Annotated in this window: 15 protein-coding genes; 6 read left to right on the forward strand and 9 right to left on the reverse strand. The window is 39.9% G+C overall.

What is annotated here, in order from left to right:
* Position 1: 1 nt before the first annotated feature.
* Positions 2-3,781: an exodeoxyribonuclease V subunit gamma gene (locus FY049_RS11075; protein WP_446083723.1), complete on the reverse strand. Its 3,780-nt coding sequence runs from the start codon at positions 3,779-3,781 to the stop codon at positions 2-4.
* Between the two features lie 184 nt (positions 3,782-3,965).
* Between FY049_RS11075 and FY049_RS11080 the strand changes: the two genes are divergently transcribed.
* A complete protein-coding gene (locus FY049_RS11080) occupies positions 3,966-4,472 on the forward strand; it encodes a hypothetical protein (protein WP_004725502.1) in 507 nt (168 codons plus the stop codon).
* 70 nt (positions 4,473-4,542) lie between these two features.
* Here FY049_RS11080 and FY049_RS11085 read toward each other — a convergent pair whose 3' ends face one another.
* From FY049_RS11085 to FY049_RS11115, 7 genes are all read right to left on the reverse strand, one after another.
* Positions 4,543-5,247 (reverse strand): nitroreductase, encoded by a 705-nt coding sequence (locus FY049_RS11085; protein WP_446083724.1) that lies wholly within the window; start codon positions 5,245-5,247, stop codon positions 4,543-4,545.
* Positions 5,248-5,268: 21 nt separating this feature from the next.
* Positions 5,269-6,459, reverse strand: a complete 1,191-nt coding sequence (locus FY049_RS11090; protein ID WP_446083725.1) for a hypothetical protein — start codon at positions 6,457-6,459, stop codon at positions 5,269-5,271.
* Between the two features lie 56 nt (positions 6,460-6,515).
* The gene (locus FY049_RS11095; protein ID WP_446083726.1) at positions 6,516-7,832 is read right to left on the reverse strand and encodes an MFS transporter; all 1,317 of its coding nucleotides are present in this window, start codon (positions 7,830-7,832) and stop codon (positions 6,516-6,518) included.
* Positions 7,833-8,017: 185 nt separating this feature from the next.
* Positions 8,018-8,656 carry an isochorismatase family protein gene (locus FY049_RS11100; RefSeq protein WP_105713846.1) on the reverse strand — a complete coding sequence of 213 codons (639 nt, stop codon included), beginning with the start codon at positions 8,654-8,656 and terminating at the stop codon, positions 8,018-8,020.
* A gap of 10 nt (positions 8,657-8,666) precedes the next feature.
* Positions 8,667-9,422, reverse strand: a complete 756-nt coding sequence (locus FY049_RS11105; protein ID WP_446083727.1) for a maleate cis-trans isomerase family protein — start codon at positions 9,420-9,422, stop codon at positions 8,667-8,669.
* Positions 9,423-9,434: 12 nt separating this feature from the next.
* Complete coding sequence (locus FY049_RS11110; RefSeq protein ID WP_056517401.1) at positions 9,435-10,241, reverse strand: alpha/beta fold hydrolase; 807 nt, start codon at positions 10,239-10,241, stop codon at positions 9,435-9,437.
* Positions 10,238-11,380, reverse strand: coding sequence for an FAD-dependent monooxygenase (locus FY049_RS11115; protein WP_446083728.1), 1,143 nt, complete (start codon positions 11,378-11,380; stop codon positions 10,238-10,240). Before FY049_RS11115 ends, FY049_RS11110 begins: the two co-directional genes overlap by 4 nt.
* Positions 11,381-11,608: 228 nt before the next feature.
* On the opposite strand from FY049_RS11115, the gene FY049_RS11120 reads away from it, so the two are divergent.
* Both FY049_RS11120 and FY049_RS11125 read left to right on the forward strand, forming a co-directional pair.
* Positions 11,609-12,646: a 2,5-dihydroxypyridine 5,6-dioxygenase gene (locus FY049_RS11120; RefSeq protein ID WP_224964363.1), complete on the forward strand. Its 1,038-nt coding sequence runs from the start codon at positions 11,609-11,611 to the stop codon at positions 12,644-12,646.
* Between the two features lie 166 nt (positions 12,647-12,812).
* Positions 12,813-13,247 carry a MarR family winged helix-turn-helix transcriptional regulator gene (locus tag FY049_RS11125; RefSeq protein ID WP_004725483.1) on the forward strand — a complete coding sequence of 145 codons (435 nt, stop codon included), beginning with the start codon at positions 12,813-12,815 and terminating at the stop codon, positions 13,245-13,247.
* Between the two features lie 109 nt (positions 13,248-13,356).
* On the opposite strand, the gene pap is transcribed toward FY049_RS11125, so the two are convergent.
* Complete coding sequence (pap, locus tag FY049_RS11130) at positions 13,357-14,775, reverse strand: polyphosphate:AMP phosphotransferase (protein ID WP_446083729.1); 1,419 nt, start codon at positions 14,773-14,775, stop codon at positions 13,357-13,359.
* Between the two features lie 200 nt (positions 14,776-14,975).
* Between pap and FY049_RS11135 the strand changes: the two genes are divergently transcribed.
* From FY049_RS11135 to FY049_RS11145, 3 genes are all read left to right on the forward strand, one after another.
* Positions 14,976-15,683, forward strand: coding sequence for an FFLEELY motif protein (locus FY049_RS11135; RefSeq protein ID WP_004725477.1), 708 nt, complete (start codon positions 14,976-14,978; stop codon positions 15,681-15,683).
* 152 nt (positions 15,684-15,835) lie between these two features.
* Positions 15,836-16,780 carry a bifunctional demethylmenaquinone methyltransferase/2-methoxy-6-polyprenyl-1,4-benzoquinol methylase UbiE gene (gene ubiE, locus FY049_RS11140; protein ID WP_004725476.1) on the forward strand — a complete coding sequence of 315 codons (945 nt, stop codon included), beginning with the start codon at positions 15,836-15,838 and terminating at the stop codon, positions 16,778-16,780.
* Positions 16,781-16,812: 32 nt separating this feature from the next.
* Complete coding sequence (locus tag FY049_RS11145) at positions 16,813-17,484, forward strand: ubiquinone biosynthesis accessory factor UbiJ (protein ID WP_446083730.1); 672 nt, start codon at positions 16,813-16,815, stop codon at positions 17,482-17,484.
* Positions 17,485-17,487: the final 3 nt, after the last annotated feature.

The following is a 17,487-nucleotide window of genomic DNA, read 5'->3' on the forward strand; positions in this document are numbered from 1 at the left end:
TTTATTCCTCCGCAACAAATTGATGCTGATAAATCGGCTGATACAACGCATAGCCAAAATGATCACAAGCATGTTTTAACAATGCGGTCGCATCTTGCTCTTGCAAAATAAATTGCCAATCCCGATGCTTTTTACTCCATTCCATTTCAGTCAAATCATAAGGTAGAAACGCATCGCTTTTATTCCATTCATTTAAAAGATCTGCAAAGTTATCGATCAACATCCTTTCCACATGATGTTGTGTATCCGCATTTAAACCATGTCCATTTAAACGATGTTCAGCTAAGCCACCTTCAACAGTCCCGAGTGACCATTGCAACTGCTTATTATTTTCAGCGGGCTTTAATAACAAAGCCGCAGGCAGAACCAGAGGTTCCGATTGGGCATAGGCAAATGCTTTAAACCACGGCAATAAATATGCTTTCGCCTGTTCTGAACTTAACCCGGTACTGATAATCGTGACATCACTAAATACCGCAATACGTTGTAGCGTTTTAGACTTTTCAGCATCGACATTTAAATAGCTTAACCAAAGTAAATATTCTAACCAAACTTTGGCACGACGTTTAGCACGACCACTTGACGCATCCAAACTCACCCAATGCTGCCCTGCTTGCTGAGGTACTGTGATATTCATAACCAAACCAGCGTCAATTCGCCACTGGCGTTGCGTTGTCAACGTCACATCAGCAGCATAACGCTGTAAACGCTCTTTTAAACTGTCTTGCTCCGCCAAACTGATTTTCCATGCACTGTGCTGAACCTTGCCAATGGGTAATTGATTCTGCAGTAATCCAATCTCTTGAGACCAATTATCTTCGGCAGAATGAGCCGATTGTTTCTGTAAGAAATCTCGAATCTGATAACGTGCCAAACCATCCAGAATTAAGGGTTCGTTCATTGCGGGAATATCTTCTGCGTGCAGATTCTCTACGCCTAAAGTTTTTAAATATAACTGTGCTGGGAAAGTGACATCCTGAATCCACTGTCGCGCATCCAAAACAGTGAGCTCTTCTTGAACAACAGGATATTGTGTATTTGCCCAAGCCTCACGTTTAGCAAGCATTTCCGCTTGACGGATGTGTTGTGCAACATTGAACCATTGATCTTGAAAACGAAGCGGTGTTGTTGACTCAAAACCATTTGGATCAAAAGGTTGTAAGGTATGAATGTGATATAAGCACTGCAAATGTTCAGGGACTTGAACCCCCTTCAGCTCAATCATATGATCAACAGGACTGATATCTTTATTATCCGTAGATAATGCCGTTTCAGATTGGGCAATCAGGGCAATATGGTTGATCAATTCCTGTAACACGCTGGATGGCTCACGAACTTCACCATCACTCACATCAAAGCCATTATAGAATAACCATAGATTTTCCTGCGCCAATAATAAAGCATCTAGGAAAGCGCCTTGATCATCATCTAGGCGGGAACGATCCCCCAATTGCGGCTTGAGAATTTGCATTAAATCAAAGGGCAAATGCACATTTCGATCTGGAAATTTACCCCCATCCAAATTTAACAGGACGATCAACTTATAAGGCAAAGGACGAATCTGGCCAATTTGACTAAAGGTAATCTGACCTGTCGGTAAAGCCTGATCGATTTGACCTTCTAATAAATTTTGAATTTCATTCAATAGATAGGGTAAAGGTAAATAAATATTTTTAAGGATGGGTTGCGCATGTTCATCATAAAAACTGGCTAAGGTCAGCATACGTTCTTGTTTTTTGACAATTTCACGTACGACTTTTAACGACTCAACACCAGCTTGTTCAAACTCAACAATGTCTTGCATCAGCAGTTTTAACCACGCCTCAACATTGCATTTTAAAGCGGTATTTTTTCCCAACTCATGCGCAACCATCCAGTCACGGCGCACATCAAAATCTTGATAAATCTGAATCAGCTTAGCCACTAACTCAAAATCACTTTGCAAAATTTGGGCATAGCTTAAGGTATTTTCAAAAATCGTATGCTCTGGAATCGCAATACCTAAAGCCAAACGATCAAGAGCAAATTTAAAACTAAAACGAAAATCTTCATCATCCTGACTTAAAGATCGTCGTAAATGTTGTGCATCTAGACCACGTTTAAACCCAGCATTGATCAATAACTCAATCATTCTTTCTGTATTTGAAATATCCAGAGCGTAACGTAATTGCGTGGCATTTAAACTTAACCAATCTGCAAAATCCTCAACGCTAAAACGACCTTCAACCAATTGAATACGGCCTAAAACAGCACGCCAAGCATTATTGGCATCCAGTTGCGTTACACCAGCAATCTTCACTGGCAAATAAATACTGTCTTGGTTTGGTGTATGCGGAAATACACTGCGAATAAGTGGTTCAATTTGTTTTAAATCTGGCACTAACACCAAAACATCACTTGGCCGATGTGGCTGTTCAACAGTGCTTTTCATCAGCCAAGCAACCAACTGGTCTTTTAACACTTCAAGCTGTCGTAAAGACGAATGACACACATGGATTTGAATTGAGTCATCCGTTTTGGCAATTGGATAAGCATGCGGTTCAGGCTCAACCAAATATAAAATATCCGATTGTAATTTGCTTAATAAATGAATCGGCTCTTCATCGACAAAGGCATCCACCCATTGCCCTTCTTCACCTGAAGACAGATTGGACAAGATTGAAAAATGGTCACGGGCTTGTTTACCAAAACGGGTTAATAGTGGATGTCGTGACTCACGAATTTCCGCATTAAAATTCAAAGTAAATTCATCAAAAAACTTTTGAATATCTGCATCAGTCGCTTTGGGATATTTACTGACAAAACGCGCCTTTACCCGTAAGTCATATTGTTTTTTCCAGTTTGGATCGACACTATCTGCCCAATATTCTTGTGATGGGTTGTAATGTAAAATCACCACATCCAAATATTGTCCCAGTCGTCTTAAAAACTGTAATTGACTCGGTGGCAAATCCAATAAAGTAAAGATAATCAGCTGGCTGGGTAATTTCTTTAACGCTTGAGGACGTTGTACATCATCATCCATGATTTGCCAAAAATCATAATCAATACTTTGCATTTCAATAAAATCTTCATGAAATGTATGTTGCCATAACCAAAGTTGCCAAGTTTCCAGCTCTTGTGCTTGATTTAAAGTAAATGCTGAAATTTGTTGATTGGTTTTAAAAAATTGCTGTTCGAGATTAAGTGCTTGACCACGTCCCCACTGCCCTAGCCAATTGCTTGGGCAACTACATGTCTGTCCATTGTTCTGTTGGCAACCACGTTGACAGTCTCCACGATACAACATGTAGTGACTGAACAATTTTGACACTTGTTCAGAGACCCAATACAACATACTTTGTTTTTTGAGTTGCTTCTCTAAACCCTGTTCCAGTTGCGAGGCTGCATCATAAATACGTTGGATAATGCCATGCAAAGGATGATCTTGGGCTAAGCTATTTTCATCCTGCTCAATAAAACTTTTCAACGTCTGATAAATTCGCCACTTCATAATCAAACGCGGAATATTGGCTTTACGGACTTTGTCTTTGTCTTCTAAAACCTGTTGATAAGCAAACCACTGAAAACCACGAATACGTTGATGAAATTGACTGTTGGCACTGATGCCTTGTTGTTCAGCAATACGTTGGCTCAACCATTCTTGTACCGCAGGACTTGGGACAATAAAATGTTGTGTTTGCAAGACTGCAAAAGGATTCTTAGATGGCCGAATGGTATTTTGCAAAAGACCCTGCACCAAGACATCAATGCGTTGGCTTTGAATCACATGAATGGCCATAATTCCTCAACTTTCAATCTTCTATTGTCTACGTTTATGCACAAAACATAAACATTCGCCACTATACAACAACACCATACTATGGCATTTTTAAAACATTATTTGGAAATAACTTCACAATTTCAAGCTTAAACATGCGTTTTCAAAAATATGAGCAAAAGCTTGAAACAAAGGTAATTGTTTTATGAAAATTGATAAACTTCCAGACGCAATCGATCCAAGCTTAAACCTAGAACAAATTCGTGATGAATGCTTGGAGCAAGTGAAAAAGCGCTCTTATGTCTCTGCTGGTGTCGCAGTGATTCCTGTTCCGTTTTTAGATGTGGTGATTGATGTCGGGATGCTGTCGCTTCTGATTCCTGAAATCAATGCCCGTTTTGGTTTAGCACCAGATCAAATCAGTGTTTATGATCCTGCAACCAAGAAAATTCATTGGAATGAATTACGCAAACGTGGTTTTGAGTTTTCAGGTTTAGTGGTTGCGCGTACTGCGGTAAAGGCATCATTAAATAATATGGCGGCTAAAATCATTACCAAACAAGTGACCAAATTTATCCCATTGGGTGGCTCAATCATTGCAGCAAGTTTAGGCTATATTGTGATGAAAAAAGTTGCTGAAGCGCATGTAGATGAATGTTATAAATTAGCCAAAAATATTCAAAATAAACAAACGCAAAAGTTAGTCAGCTAAGCGTTGCCATACTTTAAGATCTATACTTAGTAAAACAAAGAGATATCAGATGATATCTCTTTGTTTTTATTCATTGTAAAAATACAGCAAACTCTTCAAGACTGAGTCGTGAGGAATGAAAAGAATTAATTTTCTCATTCACATCGGCATAGCCTAAAGACATGCCACAAACCAATTGTTCATCATCTGTAGCACCTAAAATTGGCATGATAATCTTGTGATAATCATTCCATGATGCTTGGGGACAGGTGTCTAAGCCCTGCGCTTTTGCAAGTAACATAATATTTTGCATCAACATGGCGATCGCCATTTTTGCGCCTGCTTCTAATTGATGATGTGTGGTAAAAAATAAACCAACAGGCGCATCAAAAAACTTAAAATTTCGAAGCTGTTGTTGATGCATTTCCTGTCGTTGTTGTTTGCTAATGCCCAGTACAGCATACATCCCCCAACCATTCTCCCGTCTACGGCTAATATACGGTTCAAACCATTGCTTAGGATAATAAAGATAAGGGGCGCTAAATTCGCTTCTTGAACTTTGACCAGAATAAATGGAATCCGCTGCTGCAATCACTTGTTGGCTAATCCTCAATTTGCTATTGCCCTGAACCACATAGACTTTCCACGGTTGCGTATTGGTTCCAGAAGGTGCGTAACTGGCTTTTCGCAGCAGATCCTGAATGATCTCAGGATCTACAGCCTGATCTGTAAATGCACGTACAGAATGTCGATTTAAAATCACTGCTTCGACCAGATTATTGGCTGTGAATTCCATTTATTCCCTCATAGATCAAGACTAAAAGTTATATCCAACGTTGATATTCCACCTAAATTTCCAATCATTGCTATAGTCTGAATTCGTCGAGGTATAGCCAGTTGAGTTTTTAGCCCCACCCAACACATTGACATTTTTCCCGACACTTCCATCTACCCAAATTAAGAAAGGCATCGCATTAAACTGTACCCCAAAGGTGTCCATTTGCGAGCGATCCCAGCCGGCTTTGTCTTTCCATAACACACTATAATCATTATAGAATTTTACAGTTTTTAAATTCGGAAAATACTTGGTTTGCACAGGTTGGGTATAACCGATATTAAACGAACCGATTGTCCCTTCAGCTGCGACAAAATAAGCAGGTGTTATACCATTCGCTTGCATTAAAATTTGATCATTATTTAAACCCTCTGGGTTTTTTGCATCATATTTATAGCGAATCGCTGAAGTTTGCACATTCCATTTTTCGTAATTGTTTAAGCCATGCACTCCAAATGCATAATAATTCCCATTCTTATCCGTTGCTTTATTACGCAATTGTGAATATGCCCCACTCACACCAAACTCCTGTTTACCAAATTCCAAATCCATTTTATGGGCATAACGTAGATTGAGCTGATTTCTTTTTTCGTTAAGATATTGCTGTTGGTGAGGCAGCACATTATCCAATTTATCCGCCGAACCTGACTCTGGCGAATAACGAATATTGCCTGGACTCATGATTGGTATATACGCCACGGTAAAATCATGTGTTGGCGAGGTATTTTTCCAACTCAATCCCGGCGCTACGCTGTCGGCAAATCCTAAGAAAAATGGGATCGGGAAAGTCCAGGCATGCTCTGGGAATGGATAAATCCCAAAAGGCTTATAAATAATTCCGGCCTGAAAATCATTATTGTCATCAGGCTTATAGCCGATAAAACCATGTTCAACAGAACGTTTATGATCACTTTGGAAGGCATAACTTACATCCAAATAAAATTGGTCATATTTACCCTTAATATTTAAACGGGCATTATCAAACAAAAACTTGCCATTATTGGGGCTTTCCCATCGCTCATCGCGATAATTGGTTCGGACAAAACCGCCTAATTTTAATTGTTTTAAACCATCTTCAGTTTCCCATTGAAACGGTGAAGGTTGTGCATTGGCATAGGCTTGAAATGAGATCAAACTCGATACAATTAATCCTAGATATTTAATTTTTAACATGAGAACCTCCTCAGCAATTTGTTCTCCAGAACGCATGCCCATTCAATTTTTTTAATTTATTTGTTTACTAAGGTTTTAGGCAAAGACAGCACAATGAAGCAACTCAACAATAGACACGCTGAGAACACGATGAGTGCGCCTTCTGGTTTACCAGTAATTTGAATGGCATACCCCACCAACGTGTTACTGACTAAGCCTGCAATATTGGCAATAGAACACGCCAGTGCAAAACCTGTCGCCGCCGCAGTTCCTGATAAAAAAGTTGCAGGAAGGCTAAAAAATACGGGGATTGTTCCTGTGGTCGCAATCGCAGCAATCGAGAACAAAATCAAGATCATGACAATATTGGTACTAAACATTGTGGTTAAAAACAGTGCAACTGCACCAAAAATAAATGGTACGACCATATGCCAACGACGCTCTCTATATTTATCTGAGCTCCGCCCAATGACCAACATTGCAATCAAACCAACAATACTTGGAATGGCAACCAGTAATCCGATATTTAATAAGTTGGCAACGCCTGTGGTTTTAATAAATGTCGGCAACCAAAAGCCCATAGAATAGGTACACAGCAACATCGAAAAATTAATTGCACCGAGTTTCAGGATATTGGTATTGAAAAATCCATCTTTAAAACTATGCTTTTGTTTGGCAGAGTCATTGCCTTCTAAATCTTTATTGAGATTTTTTTCAATGATTGATTTTTCAGCATCATTAAGCCATTTGGCTTTAGAAAAGTGATTCGGTAACATTTTAAATGTCAAAAAACCCAAGATCACGCTTGGAAGTGCCTCTAAAAAGAACAACCATTGCCAACCTGCCCAGCCATAAACTTGATCAAAGGTGGTCATGATCCACCCTGATAGCGGACTACCAATAATCACCGCCAAGGGTAAACCGATCATAAATAAGGCAATGATCTTAGCGCGATAATACGTTGGGAACCATGTGGTTAAATAATACAAAACCCCAGGTAAAAAGCCTGCTTCCGCAGCACCGAGCAGAAATCGCAGCGCATAAAACTGCATCGGTGTCGTCACAAACATGGTTAAACCAGACAAAATCCCCCATGTAATCATAATCCGCGCAATCCAAATTTTTGCGCCCACCTTTTCCAGAACCAAGTTACTGGGTACTTCAAAAATAATATAGCCTACAAAGAAAAGTCCCGCACCCAACCCAAACGCCGCCTCACTTAAATTCACATCGTTTAACATGTGCAATTTGGCAATCCCGACATTAATTCGGTCTAAATAGGCTGCGATATAACAGAAACACAGGAATGGAATCAGTTTCCAAATTACTTTTTTATAAACCTGAACTTCTTGTTCAGGGTAAATTTCTTGTGGTTTTACAACACTGGTAGACATATCTAACTCCTTTAGATCACAAACCAGGCGAGTTGTTTTTCTTGTAATACTTAGAACAAAATGAACAAAGCTTTTATGTCACTGATGATCTGCACATTCTCTTTTGTTTTAATGCATCACCAAAAACCATTCTATCCTTGGTTTTTATTACCCTAACGTCCATAATTTTTTAGTTGTATCAATCATCAATTTTTGTTTTGAGTGAAATAATTCAAGACCTCTTGTTTTGATACAACATCTCCATACTTACTATCGATATCAAACAGATTGGCTTCATGTGGTTCACGATGACGATCCCCAACACAGTCACGGATCACAATGGTTCTAAATCCATGTTGCACAGCATCCACGGCTGTTGCTCGAACACACCCACTGGTCGAACAGCCCACAATAATCACGGTATCTATGGCCTCAGCGTTTAAAACTGAGGACAAACTTGTTGCAAAAAAAGCACTTGCATAATTTTTAGTGATCACCAGTTCAGTGTCGAGTGGTTGAACTTGTGGACAAAATTGAGTGGCTGAATTATCCACCGTCATCGCTGCCATTACGGGTGATTTTTTTACCCACATTCCTCCGTCAATTTGATTTTTAGCGTGATAAAGAATATTGGTGTGAATCACTAAAATATTCTGTTCACGTGCCAGTGCTAAAACCGCTTCAGTTTCTTGAACTGCGGTAATCACATCTGGCGCATATAAAGGCTCAGATGCTGTAATATAAGACTGGATAAAATCGACCAGCAATAACACTGGCTTTTTACCAAAACCAATTCGATTTCCCCACACGCCTTGATAATTATCATTCAGGGATTGTTGCTTCATTACAGGCTCCTTATGCATATGCACCAGATAACAGTGCACCAGCACCCGGCACAATCGGCTCTAAATCCATTGCTTTAAGCATCTGATAGGTTGTTGCGATTGCTGCTGAAATCACTGGCTTACCTGTGAGTGCCTCAACTTTAGCGACTGCAGGAAGTGACTGCATTTGTACACATGCTGAAAGCACAATCACATCTGCATCTTGGTAATTCAGCTTTTGCACAATGTTGGGTAACTGAGCAGGATCATGTTGTGCAACAGCAATGTTGTCAGCGATTTCTAAGGCCACATAATCTAAGATTTCAAAACCCTCTTCACGAATGTAATTCACCACCAATTCAGTTAAGGGTTTCATATACGGCGTAACAACAACGATTTTTTTAGCCTTCATCAGTTTCAAACAATCAACCAAAGCCCCCGCACTGGTGACGACAGTCGCTGCAGCATCATTATCAACCGTGACTTGATGTAGACGTTTTTCTGACTCACGGTGATAACCGATGCCCATGGACATAATCGCAACCAGACAGGCATATCCCAAGACATCCACCTTGGCATCTGAAAGTTCTAAAGCACAACGATCAGACTGCGCATCCATTGCCGCAAGCTCTTCTTTCTTGACATGTTTCATCCGCATACGGCTAGAATAAAAGGTAAATTTTTCAGGACGAATCAGTTGACGTGCTTTCAACATCGCTGGAATTTCAGTTTCCATCGTGGTATTGGAGCTGGGTACGATTTGACCAATTTTATACATTCGTTGCATGAGCATTCCTCCTTAAATGAGCCTCTGTTCTAAAAAATCTGAAAAGCCAGCTAAGAAACCATTTAAGTCATCCCAAGGAATCATATGCCCTACATTTTCCACACAGCTCACCAAAATCCGTGAATTAAGCAATTGGATTTCTGCAATATCGCCTGCCGAGATCACATCGCCTTTGCCAGCCACCATCAATAAAGTTGGCACTTTGACTTTTGGAATATATTGATGAATATCAACATGATGAAAATCATGAAAAGACTTGATAACGGCCGGCAAATAACAGCTATGTAGCCACTCTGCGCGCAATTGTCTTTGCTCCAAAGTCCAAGACGGGCAATATTGCTTCATGTCTTCAGCATTCATACCTTGAATAGCTTGCTGAATAGAATCGACATACCAGGATAATTGGCTCGGGTAAGCACGCCGTCCAGGACCTGAGACAGGTGGATCAATCAGCACTATTTTATTCAAACCTTTTGGTTCAAACGCAGCACAGCGAATTGCAAAACGCGCGCCCATCGAGTGCCCAACCAAATAATAAGCTTTCAAGTCTAATTTTTTAACAAAATCAAGAATATCTTGTGCGCAGGTATCAGTATCATATTGGAGATGCTCCCCCGAAGAAGACAGGCCTCTGCCTCGAATATCCAAGACATATACATCAAAAAATTGTGCTAACTTTTCCGCTACAAATCCCCAGGTAATGGCAGGACTGGTAATCCCGGGAATCAATACCAAAGGATGCCCTTTCCCACCATAACGAAGATAATGTAAACGGACTTGATTGGCCGCTACATTTGACCCATACAGGAATCGACTCATACAGTCTCCTCCTCGTTTAATGCTTGTGCGTATACATCATATCCATACACCCAAGCTGGATCTTCTTGGGCTTTTAAGAAAGTATTGGCATTGGAAACTTCTTGTACTCGACTGGCACGTTGTTTACGATTTAGTTCATATAATTTGAACGCCTCTTGATAGTTGTCCAACCCCGCTTGAAGCAAACAGCGCGTAAGCATTGCCGCATCTTCAATCGCCATACCTGCACCTTGTGCCATATGCGGTTTCATGGGGTGGCAAGCATCACCGAGCAACACCATTCGACCATTGCTCCATATCGGTAATGGATTACGATTGTTTAATGGCCACTTGGTAATGTCTTCACTGGCTTCAATCATGGCTAAGATGGTTGGATGAAAACCCTTAAATGTTTCAAATAGTTCTTGTTTTGAACATGCTACAAAACTTTGCCCTTGGAAATCCCATGCAGGATGAGGCACACCTGTAACAAAGTAGTACTCATCACGTTCTTTAGTGGTGTAATAGGCCATCATGTGGCGATCTTCATACCACCATTTGACACAGTCATCTAAATCAAATTGCTCCTTTAATTTTTCTAACTGTTCCCCTTTAATCATGGCGCGATGCGCAACCCATCCACTGTATAAAGGTGCTTCTGGTCCGAGAATGATTTCTCGGATTTTTGAGTTAATCCCATCAGCACCAATCACAATATCAACATCACTCACTGTGCCATCTTCGAAGCTTAGCGTTACCCCGTCTAGCCTTTGAACAACAGCACTTAAGCGGTTACCAAAATGTAATTTGTCTTGCTGTAAAGCTTCGATTTGTCGAGCATGCATATCACCACGATGAATCGTGATATAGGTCGCCCCGTATCCAGTCAAACCGACATTGGACATATATTCCGCGGTATTTCCATCGCGGCTGACCCAATGCGTTGGATGACACCCCATGTCTTCCAGATCTTGCTCTAAGCCCATTTCTCGAAAGATTTTCATAATGTTTGGGCCAATATGAATACCTGCACCTAAACGAGAAAATTCCGCTGCTTGTTCATAAACATCTACATCAAACCCCGCTCTCTGTAACAGTAACCCCATTGAAGCGCCGCCAAGGCCAGCACCAATCACCGCAATTTTTTTTGCTTTACTCATTGTTTACTCCATCAAACAAATTTTTGTTTTAATAGATATACTCCACGAGAATATTAAAGTCTATGCACTTTAAATTTTTAAACAAATCTCAATCCACAAAATCAATTGAACGATTGTTTATTATTAAATATAATTTAAATTACAATGTTGTAATAAATATATAATCCACATTATTAAAGTGTATACTCTTCAAAAACACAAAAACAGCGATGAAAAAGGAGAGCCATCATGCCTGTAAATAGCACTGAACTGACCCAAATGTTTGAGCATGTTTTAACCTTATCCAAAGTCGATGAAACACAAAGTGTGGCGATTTTAAAAAGTCATTATTCACATCAACAAACCGTTCAAGCTGCGCTTGATGCAGCATGTCGATTAAAAGCCAAAGTGTTTATTTTAGAATTACCTTCGTTCAATCATCCCAAAGCCATGGGAAATGATATGACTGCTTATTGTGGAGATACCGCACTAACAGGCAATCTTGCTGCACAACAAGCACTTGAATCTGTCGACCTCATCATCGACACCATGATGTTGCTGCACTCACCAGAACAGGAACAAATCTTAAAAACAGGAACACGGATTTTACTAGCAGTGGAACCCCCAGAAATCCTCGCCCGTATACTGCCCACATTAGAAGACAAACATCGGGTTCAAACTGCTGAAAAATACTTAAAGAAAGCAAAAAGTATGCATGTGAGCTCAAAAGCAGGCACTGATTTTTATGCTCCGCTTGGGCAATACCCTGCTGTAACTGAATATGGCTTTGCCGACCAAGTTGGGCGCTGGGATCACTGGCCGAGTGGTTTCTTATTCACTTGGCCCAATGAAAATATGGCGGAAGGCACTTTGGTTGTAGATATTGGTGATATTTTATTACCCTTTAAAACCTATGCCCGTGAAAGAGTCACTTTAGAAATCGAAAAGGGGGTAATTACTCAAATCCATGGTGGATTTGAAGCAGAATATCTGCGTGATTATATGAAATATTTTAATGATCCAGAGGTTTATGGAATTTCACACATTGGTTGGGGCTTACAACCTCGAGCACAATGGACAGCAATGGGTTTGCATGATAAAAATGATGGGATGTGTATGGATGCGCGTGCTTTTAATGGTAACTTTTTATTTTCAACGGGACCCAACACAGAAGTAGGTGGTAGCCGGAAGACACCATGTCATATGGATATTCCACTTCGTAACTGCACAGTGAGACTTGATGATTTAGTGGTTGTTAATCAAGGCGTTCCTATAGAGCTCAGCTAACGCTAAAAACGAGCCACTAAAAAGCCAACCAAAGCATAACGACCAAGTAGCATCATGGTCGTTATTTTTATGCAATCCTTTTATACTAGACCGCTAAAGTTTTTAAAAATCTTCAAAGATTTAAATCTTCGGGTCTAATTTTGCTCACATGATAAAGAAGTCAAACATGAATGATGAATATGTAATTGAAGAACAAGTGGGATATTTACTTAGACGGACTTACTTTCATCATTTAACGATTTTTCAGCAAAGTTTAGATGAAACTCGCCTCACCTCGGTTCAGTTTGCCGTACTCTATGCCATCAATAAATTAAAAGAATGTTCACAAAAAGAACTGGTTGAGGAAACCGGTATCGACCAAGCAACCATTCGTGGCATTATCCAGCGATTAAAAGACAAGCTTTTTATTTCACAAGATCCTGATCAACATGACAAACGCAAGGTGCTGATTCATATTACACCATCGGGCATTCAAGAACTTTCGCAAGCGATTCCAATTGCAGCAAGTATTAGTGACTTAACCCTAGCGGCGTTAAATCCCGCCGAAAAAATTGCTTTAAAATTTTTACTTAAAAAAATTTTGGGGCATCCATTAGATTAGAATCTTTTGCCGCATAGATCATTATGATTGGTATAGCACTAAAGCGTAGAATAAGACTGTCTACTCTTTAGCGCTATATTTGTCGATATTAGCTGTTGCCAGCAAGTCGTTAATCGGCCTTTAACTGCTTTAAAATCGTTTTAAGGATTTGAATACGTGCAGTGTACTTATCATTGGTCGCAACCACATGCCACGGCGCATACTCGGTATCAGTTCGTTCAAACATATCCGCAGCAGCATTTAAATAATCGTCCCAATGTCCACGATTTCGCCAGTCATCAGGGGTTATTTTAAAGCGTTTATGCGGTGTTTGTTCGCGTGCTTTAAAACGTGCTTCTTGTTCATCTTTGCTGATTGCCAACCAGAATTTAACCAACACGGTTTGATTATCCGTTAAATCTTTTTCAAAGCGATTAATTTCATCATAGGCACGTTGCCATTCCGCAGGCTTGGCAAAGCCTTCAATACGTTCAACCAATACTCGACCATACCAAGTACGATCAAAAATACTGATCTTTTCCTCGGGTTGAATCTTGGTCCAAAACCGCCATAAATAGGGTCGACGCAATTCATACTGCTCTGGTGCAGCAATGGTATAAATCTCGTATTCACGTGGATCAAGATTTTTCACAATCCGCTTGATTGCCCCACCTTTACCAGCTGCATCCATGCCTTCAAAGGTAATAATGACATTGCGTGAATCATTGCGTAGCGCTTCCGACACTTTTTTGGTTAATTTCTTTAATTCAGCTTTGTATTGGTCTTTATCCAGTTCTTCTGTCGCGGGTTGCAATAACGCCTCAGGTACAGTTGCCTGTTTCCACTTGGTTCTCACCGCTGTTTTATGTCGAGGCAACTGCTTTAACGCTTGCAGAATATACTGAGCAAATTGTTGATCTCTGGCAACACAATCTTCGCAATCAATCACATACCAATCATCGGTAAAACGTTGACGTAATTTTTGCACAATATCGTATTGTTTTTTATTCCGCCAATCCAAACCCATTAACTTATGCCAATGCTGTTCAGATGCATCCATCGCATCTAAGCGCTTTTGTAAGCTTTTCCACGGCAAATCAAACCAAATTTTGATCACATCAACATGATTATTTTTTAGGTCTTGTTCATAAGCACGCATATTTTCGATATAGGTATCGAACAAAGTTTCATCTAAGGGTTTAGAAACATGCATCGCTGTAGACAATAAATCACTGTACCAATTGCCAAAGAACAACTGAATTTGCCCTTCTGATGGAATGTGCCGTGCATAAGGCTGCCAAAAACTTTGTTTGCTACTAAATAAACTCGGTGGATCTGCTTTAACCCGTAAGTAACGAGGATCAACCCATTCACGTAATTGTTTAACCGCTTCCCCTTTCCCCGCAAGCTCAATACCACTGACTAAAATGACCAAGCTTTTGGCATTATTTTTATCTTTAGAATTCTTTAAGGCATATTGTGCCTCAATCAGATCAACGGATAACTCTTCTTCATCACGCAACGCAAACGCTAATTGTTCTTCAATCATCTGCTTCTCTATGGTCTGAAACTTCAATTGAGTATACCCATTCCCTAAAATAGAGTTATATTATTTTTCTGTATAAAATCTTTGATATTGGCTATTTAAAAACCCACTGACCATATTTCTCTATTGTTTTTTAACTTTTGTCATAGTGATACGCAGTAACTGCCTTTATGCTGTTGCTAAACGAAATCTAGAGTTTTTGTATGTCAAAACTTGCTGCACTTGATCAGCTTTTAGAACAATATCAACAATTGAGTTATCACACTGACCCAATTCTAGAAAAACGCCTGCATGAAGCACAAGACTGGTTAAAAATGCGTATTGAAAAGACCCATCATGCGCTGTTTAATCAAAAAGAAAATCAATTGATGGCAAAATATTTTATCAACCGCTTATATGGTGGTCCTGAGTTTGATGATTTGGCAATACAGATTGAACGTTTACTAAAATATGCACATAAAGCAGAAAAAATTCTCCCTGAAAATGCCATTAAGACCGGTTTAAAATCCGTTGGATTGGCTGTGCTTGCCATGCAACTTGATGAGCAGGTCGCGGCACAATTACTTAAGGATTACCCTGTTGATCAAGTGATTGATGATGAAATGATGCGACTGACCTTGCTGAAACTAGATCAAGCAGAAGCCCGTCAACAACAGCTGGGTTTATTGGATGATTTGGGTGGTGCACTAGACAAATACATGCGTTCATTCATTATGCATACTGCATTTAAAATGTGTAAAGGTACTGCGATCAAATATAAATTTGAATTGATGTATGACTTTATTGGCGAAGGTTTTATTGCGATGAAACCGATGAAATCCGCAGCTGATTTTATCCATGCATTTACCCTAAAAGAACGTGATATTGTCGAAAAAGTGCATGCTGGAGATCCCAATCCATTTCAGGATTAATTTAATTTTTGGCTTTATCAAACCGATCTCTAAGATCGGTTTTTGTATATTATTCATAACAATTTCATGATGAGGACTGCAAAATTATGCAGAATCTGTCATTATGCAGAGCAATATAAAATTTCCCATTTTTGTGTTCAGGAGTGACTCAAATGTCGAATGAAAACCAAAAGCCTACAGCCCCTGCTGAAACGGCAACGAATACAGACAAAGTGAGTCCATTTCTAACAGAACCATTACCGCAAGGTACTCCACAAGGTCAACAACAGTCCTTGCAGCAACAACTGGTAGATACGCCAGTTTCTGGGACTGTGCCAAAATACAACCTCCCACGTGGTGCCAATACAGGTAATGTCGGCGCAACCACGCATTTCGGCTACAAAACTGTTAATAGTGAAGAAAAAGCGCAAAAAGTCGCTGAAGTCTTCCATTCTGTCGCAAGCAAATACGACATTATGAATGATTTAATGTCATTCGGTATTCACCGCCTCTGGAAACGTTTTGCGATCAATATGTCAGGTGTACGTCGTGGTCAGCACGTGCTTGATATTGCAGGCGGTACAGGTGACTTAGCCAAAGTTTTCAGCCGTGAAGTTGGTCCAACAGGTCATGTGGTTTTATCCGATATTAACGAGTCCATGTTGAATGTTGGTCGTGATCGTTTGATTGATGCTGGCTGTACCAATGTTGATTTTGTATTGGCCAATGCTGAAACCTTAGAGCCCTTTGCAGACAATAGTTTTGACTTGCTCACTATCAGCTTTGGTCTACGTAACGTGACCGATAAAGATGCTGCACTCCAAGCGATGTATCGTGTATTAAAGCCAGGTGGTCGTTTATTAATACTTGAGTTCTCAAAACCAGTATTTGAACCATTTTCAAAGCTATATGACTTCTATTCTTTCACGGCTTTACCATTTATGGGCAAAGTTGTTGCCAATGATGCAGAAAGTTATAAGTATTTGGCCGAATCTATTCGTATGCATCCAGACCAACGTACCTTAAAAGGTATGATGGAAAATGCTGGTTTCCAAAACTGTGATTACCACAATTTAACCGGTGGTATCGTGGCGGTACACCGTGGCTTTAAACTGTAATTTCCCCAAGATATAACAAGCAAGGTTGAATTATGTGGTCAATTCTGGCACTCGGTGCAGTTGAACGATTAATCAATCAGTTTATTAATTTGGATGCAATTACCCGCATCCAATTTAATCAGTTACAAGGCAAACTGTTACGTGTCGTGATGGATACGCCTCAGCTTTCTGTCGATGTTTACTTTGATCAAAATAAAATCCGTCTTGAACCGACTGTGACTGGTAAAAGCGAAACACCTTCAATTTTTGAACAACGTCCTTTTGACAAAAATGTTGTGATTGCAGAAGCGACAGCAACATTACATGTAAAGAATGTTGTTGAATTGGCTAAATTATTTGTTGCAGATGATATTGGCAATATTCCCCTACATGGTGATTATCACCTGTTACAGGATATTCAAAATATTATCCAACAGCTTGAGCCTGATTTGGCAGCCCAGTTTAGCCCGTGGATTGGTCCTGCACTCGCGCATGAAATTGGCAAAATACAACTGGCGCCAAAGCATCTCAAACGCTCACTACAAAGTCATTTATTTTTTGTAGAAGACTTTTTAAAAGAAGACACTGGTGTATTGGCTCCGCGTTGGCAAATGGATGATCTGCAACAAGATACCCGTCAACTTAACCAAAATATTGACCGACTTGAAGCAAAAATTCAGCAACTTCAATCTCACTTTACTCAAAATCAAGATCAGGTAATTTAATAT

Source organism: Acinetobacter sp. 1125_18A (assembly GCF_052824985.1).

What these genes read in the sequence shown, in the direction of transcription:
- FY049_RS11080 (WP_004725502.1), top strand. Translation starts at nt 3,966, where the DNA reads ATGAAAATTGATAAACTTCCAGACGCAATCGATCCAAGCTTAAACCTA.
- FY049_RS11105 (WP_446083727.1), bottom strand. Translation starts at nt 9,422, where the DNA reads ATGCAACGAATGTATAAAATTGGTCAAATCGTACCCAGCTCCAATACC.
- FY049_RS11085 (WP_446083724.1), bottom strand. Translation starts at nt 5,247, where the DNA reads ATGGAATTCACAGCCAATAATCTGGTCGAAGCAGTGATTTTAAATCGA.
- FY049_RS11145 (WP_446083730.1), top strand. Translation starts at nt 16,813, where the DNA reads ATGTGGTCAATTCTGGCACTCGGTGCAGTTGAACGATTAATCAATCAG.
- pap (WP_446083729.1), bottom strand. Translation starts at nt 14,775, where the DNA reads ATGATTGAAGAACAATTAGCGTTTGCGTTGCGTGATGAAGAAGAGTTA.
- ubiE (WP_004725476.1), top strand. Translation starts at nt 15,836, where the DNA reads ATGTCGAATGAAAACCAAAAGCCTACAGCCCCTGCTGAAACGGCAACG.
- FY049_RS11120 (WP_224964363.1), top strand. Translation starts at nt 11,609, where the DNA reads ATGCCTGTAAATAGCACTGAACTGACCCAAATGTTTGAGCATGTTTTA.
- FY049_RS11125 (WP_004725483.1), top strand. Translation starts at nt 12,813, where the DNA reads ATGAATGATGAATATGTAATTGAAGAACAAGTGGGATATTTACTTAGA.
- FY049_RS11110 (WP_056517401.1), bottom strand. Translation starts at nt 10,241, where the DNA reads ATGAGTCGATTCCTGTATGGGTCAAATGTAGCGGCCAATCAAGTCCGT.
- FY049_RS11095 (WP_446083726.1), bottom strand. Translation starts at nt 7,832, where the DNA reads ATGTCTACCAGTGTTGTAAAACCACAAGAAATTTACCCTGAACAAGAA.
- FY049_RS11075 (WP_446083723.1), bottom strand. Translation starts at nt 3,781, where the DNA reads ATGGCCATTCATGTGATTCAAAGCCAACGCATTGATGTCTTGGTGCAG.
- FY049_RS11115 (WP_446083728.1), bottom strand. Translation starts at nt 11,380, where the DNA reads ATGAGTAAAGCAAAAAAAATTGCGGTGATTGGTGCTGGCCTTGGCGGC.
- FY049_RS11090 (WP_446083725.1), bottom strand. Translation starts at nt 6,459, where the DNA reads ATGTTAAAAATTAAATATCTAGGATTAATTGTATCGAGTTTGATCTCA.
- FY049_RS11135 (WP_004725477.1), top strand. Translation starts at nt 14,976, where the DNA reads ATGTCAAAACTTGCTGCACTTGATCAGCTTTTAGAACAATATCAACAA.
- FY049_RS11100 (WP_105713846.1), bottom strand. Translation starts at nt 8,656, where the DNA reads ATGAAGCAACAATCCCTGAATGATAATTATCAAGGCGTGTGGGGAAAT.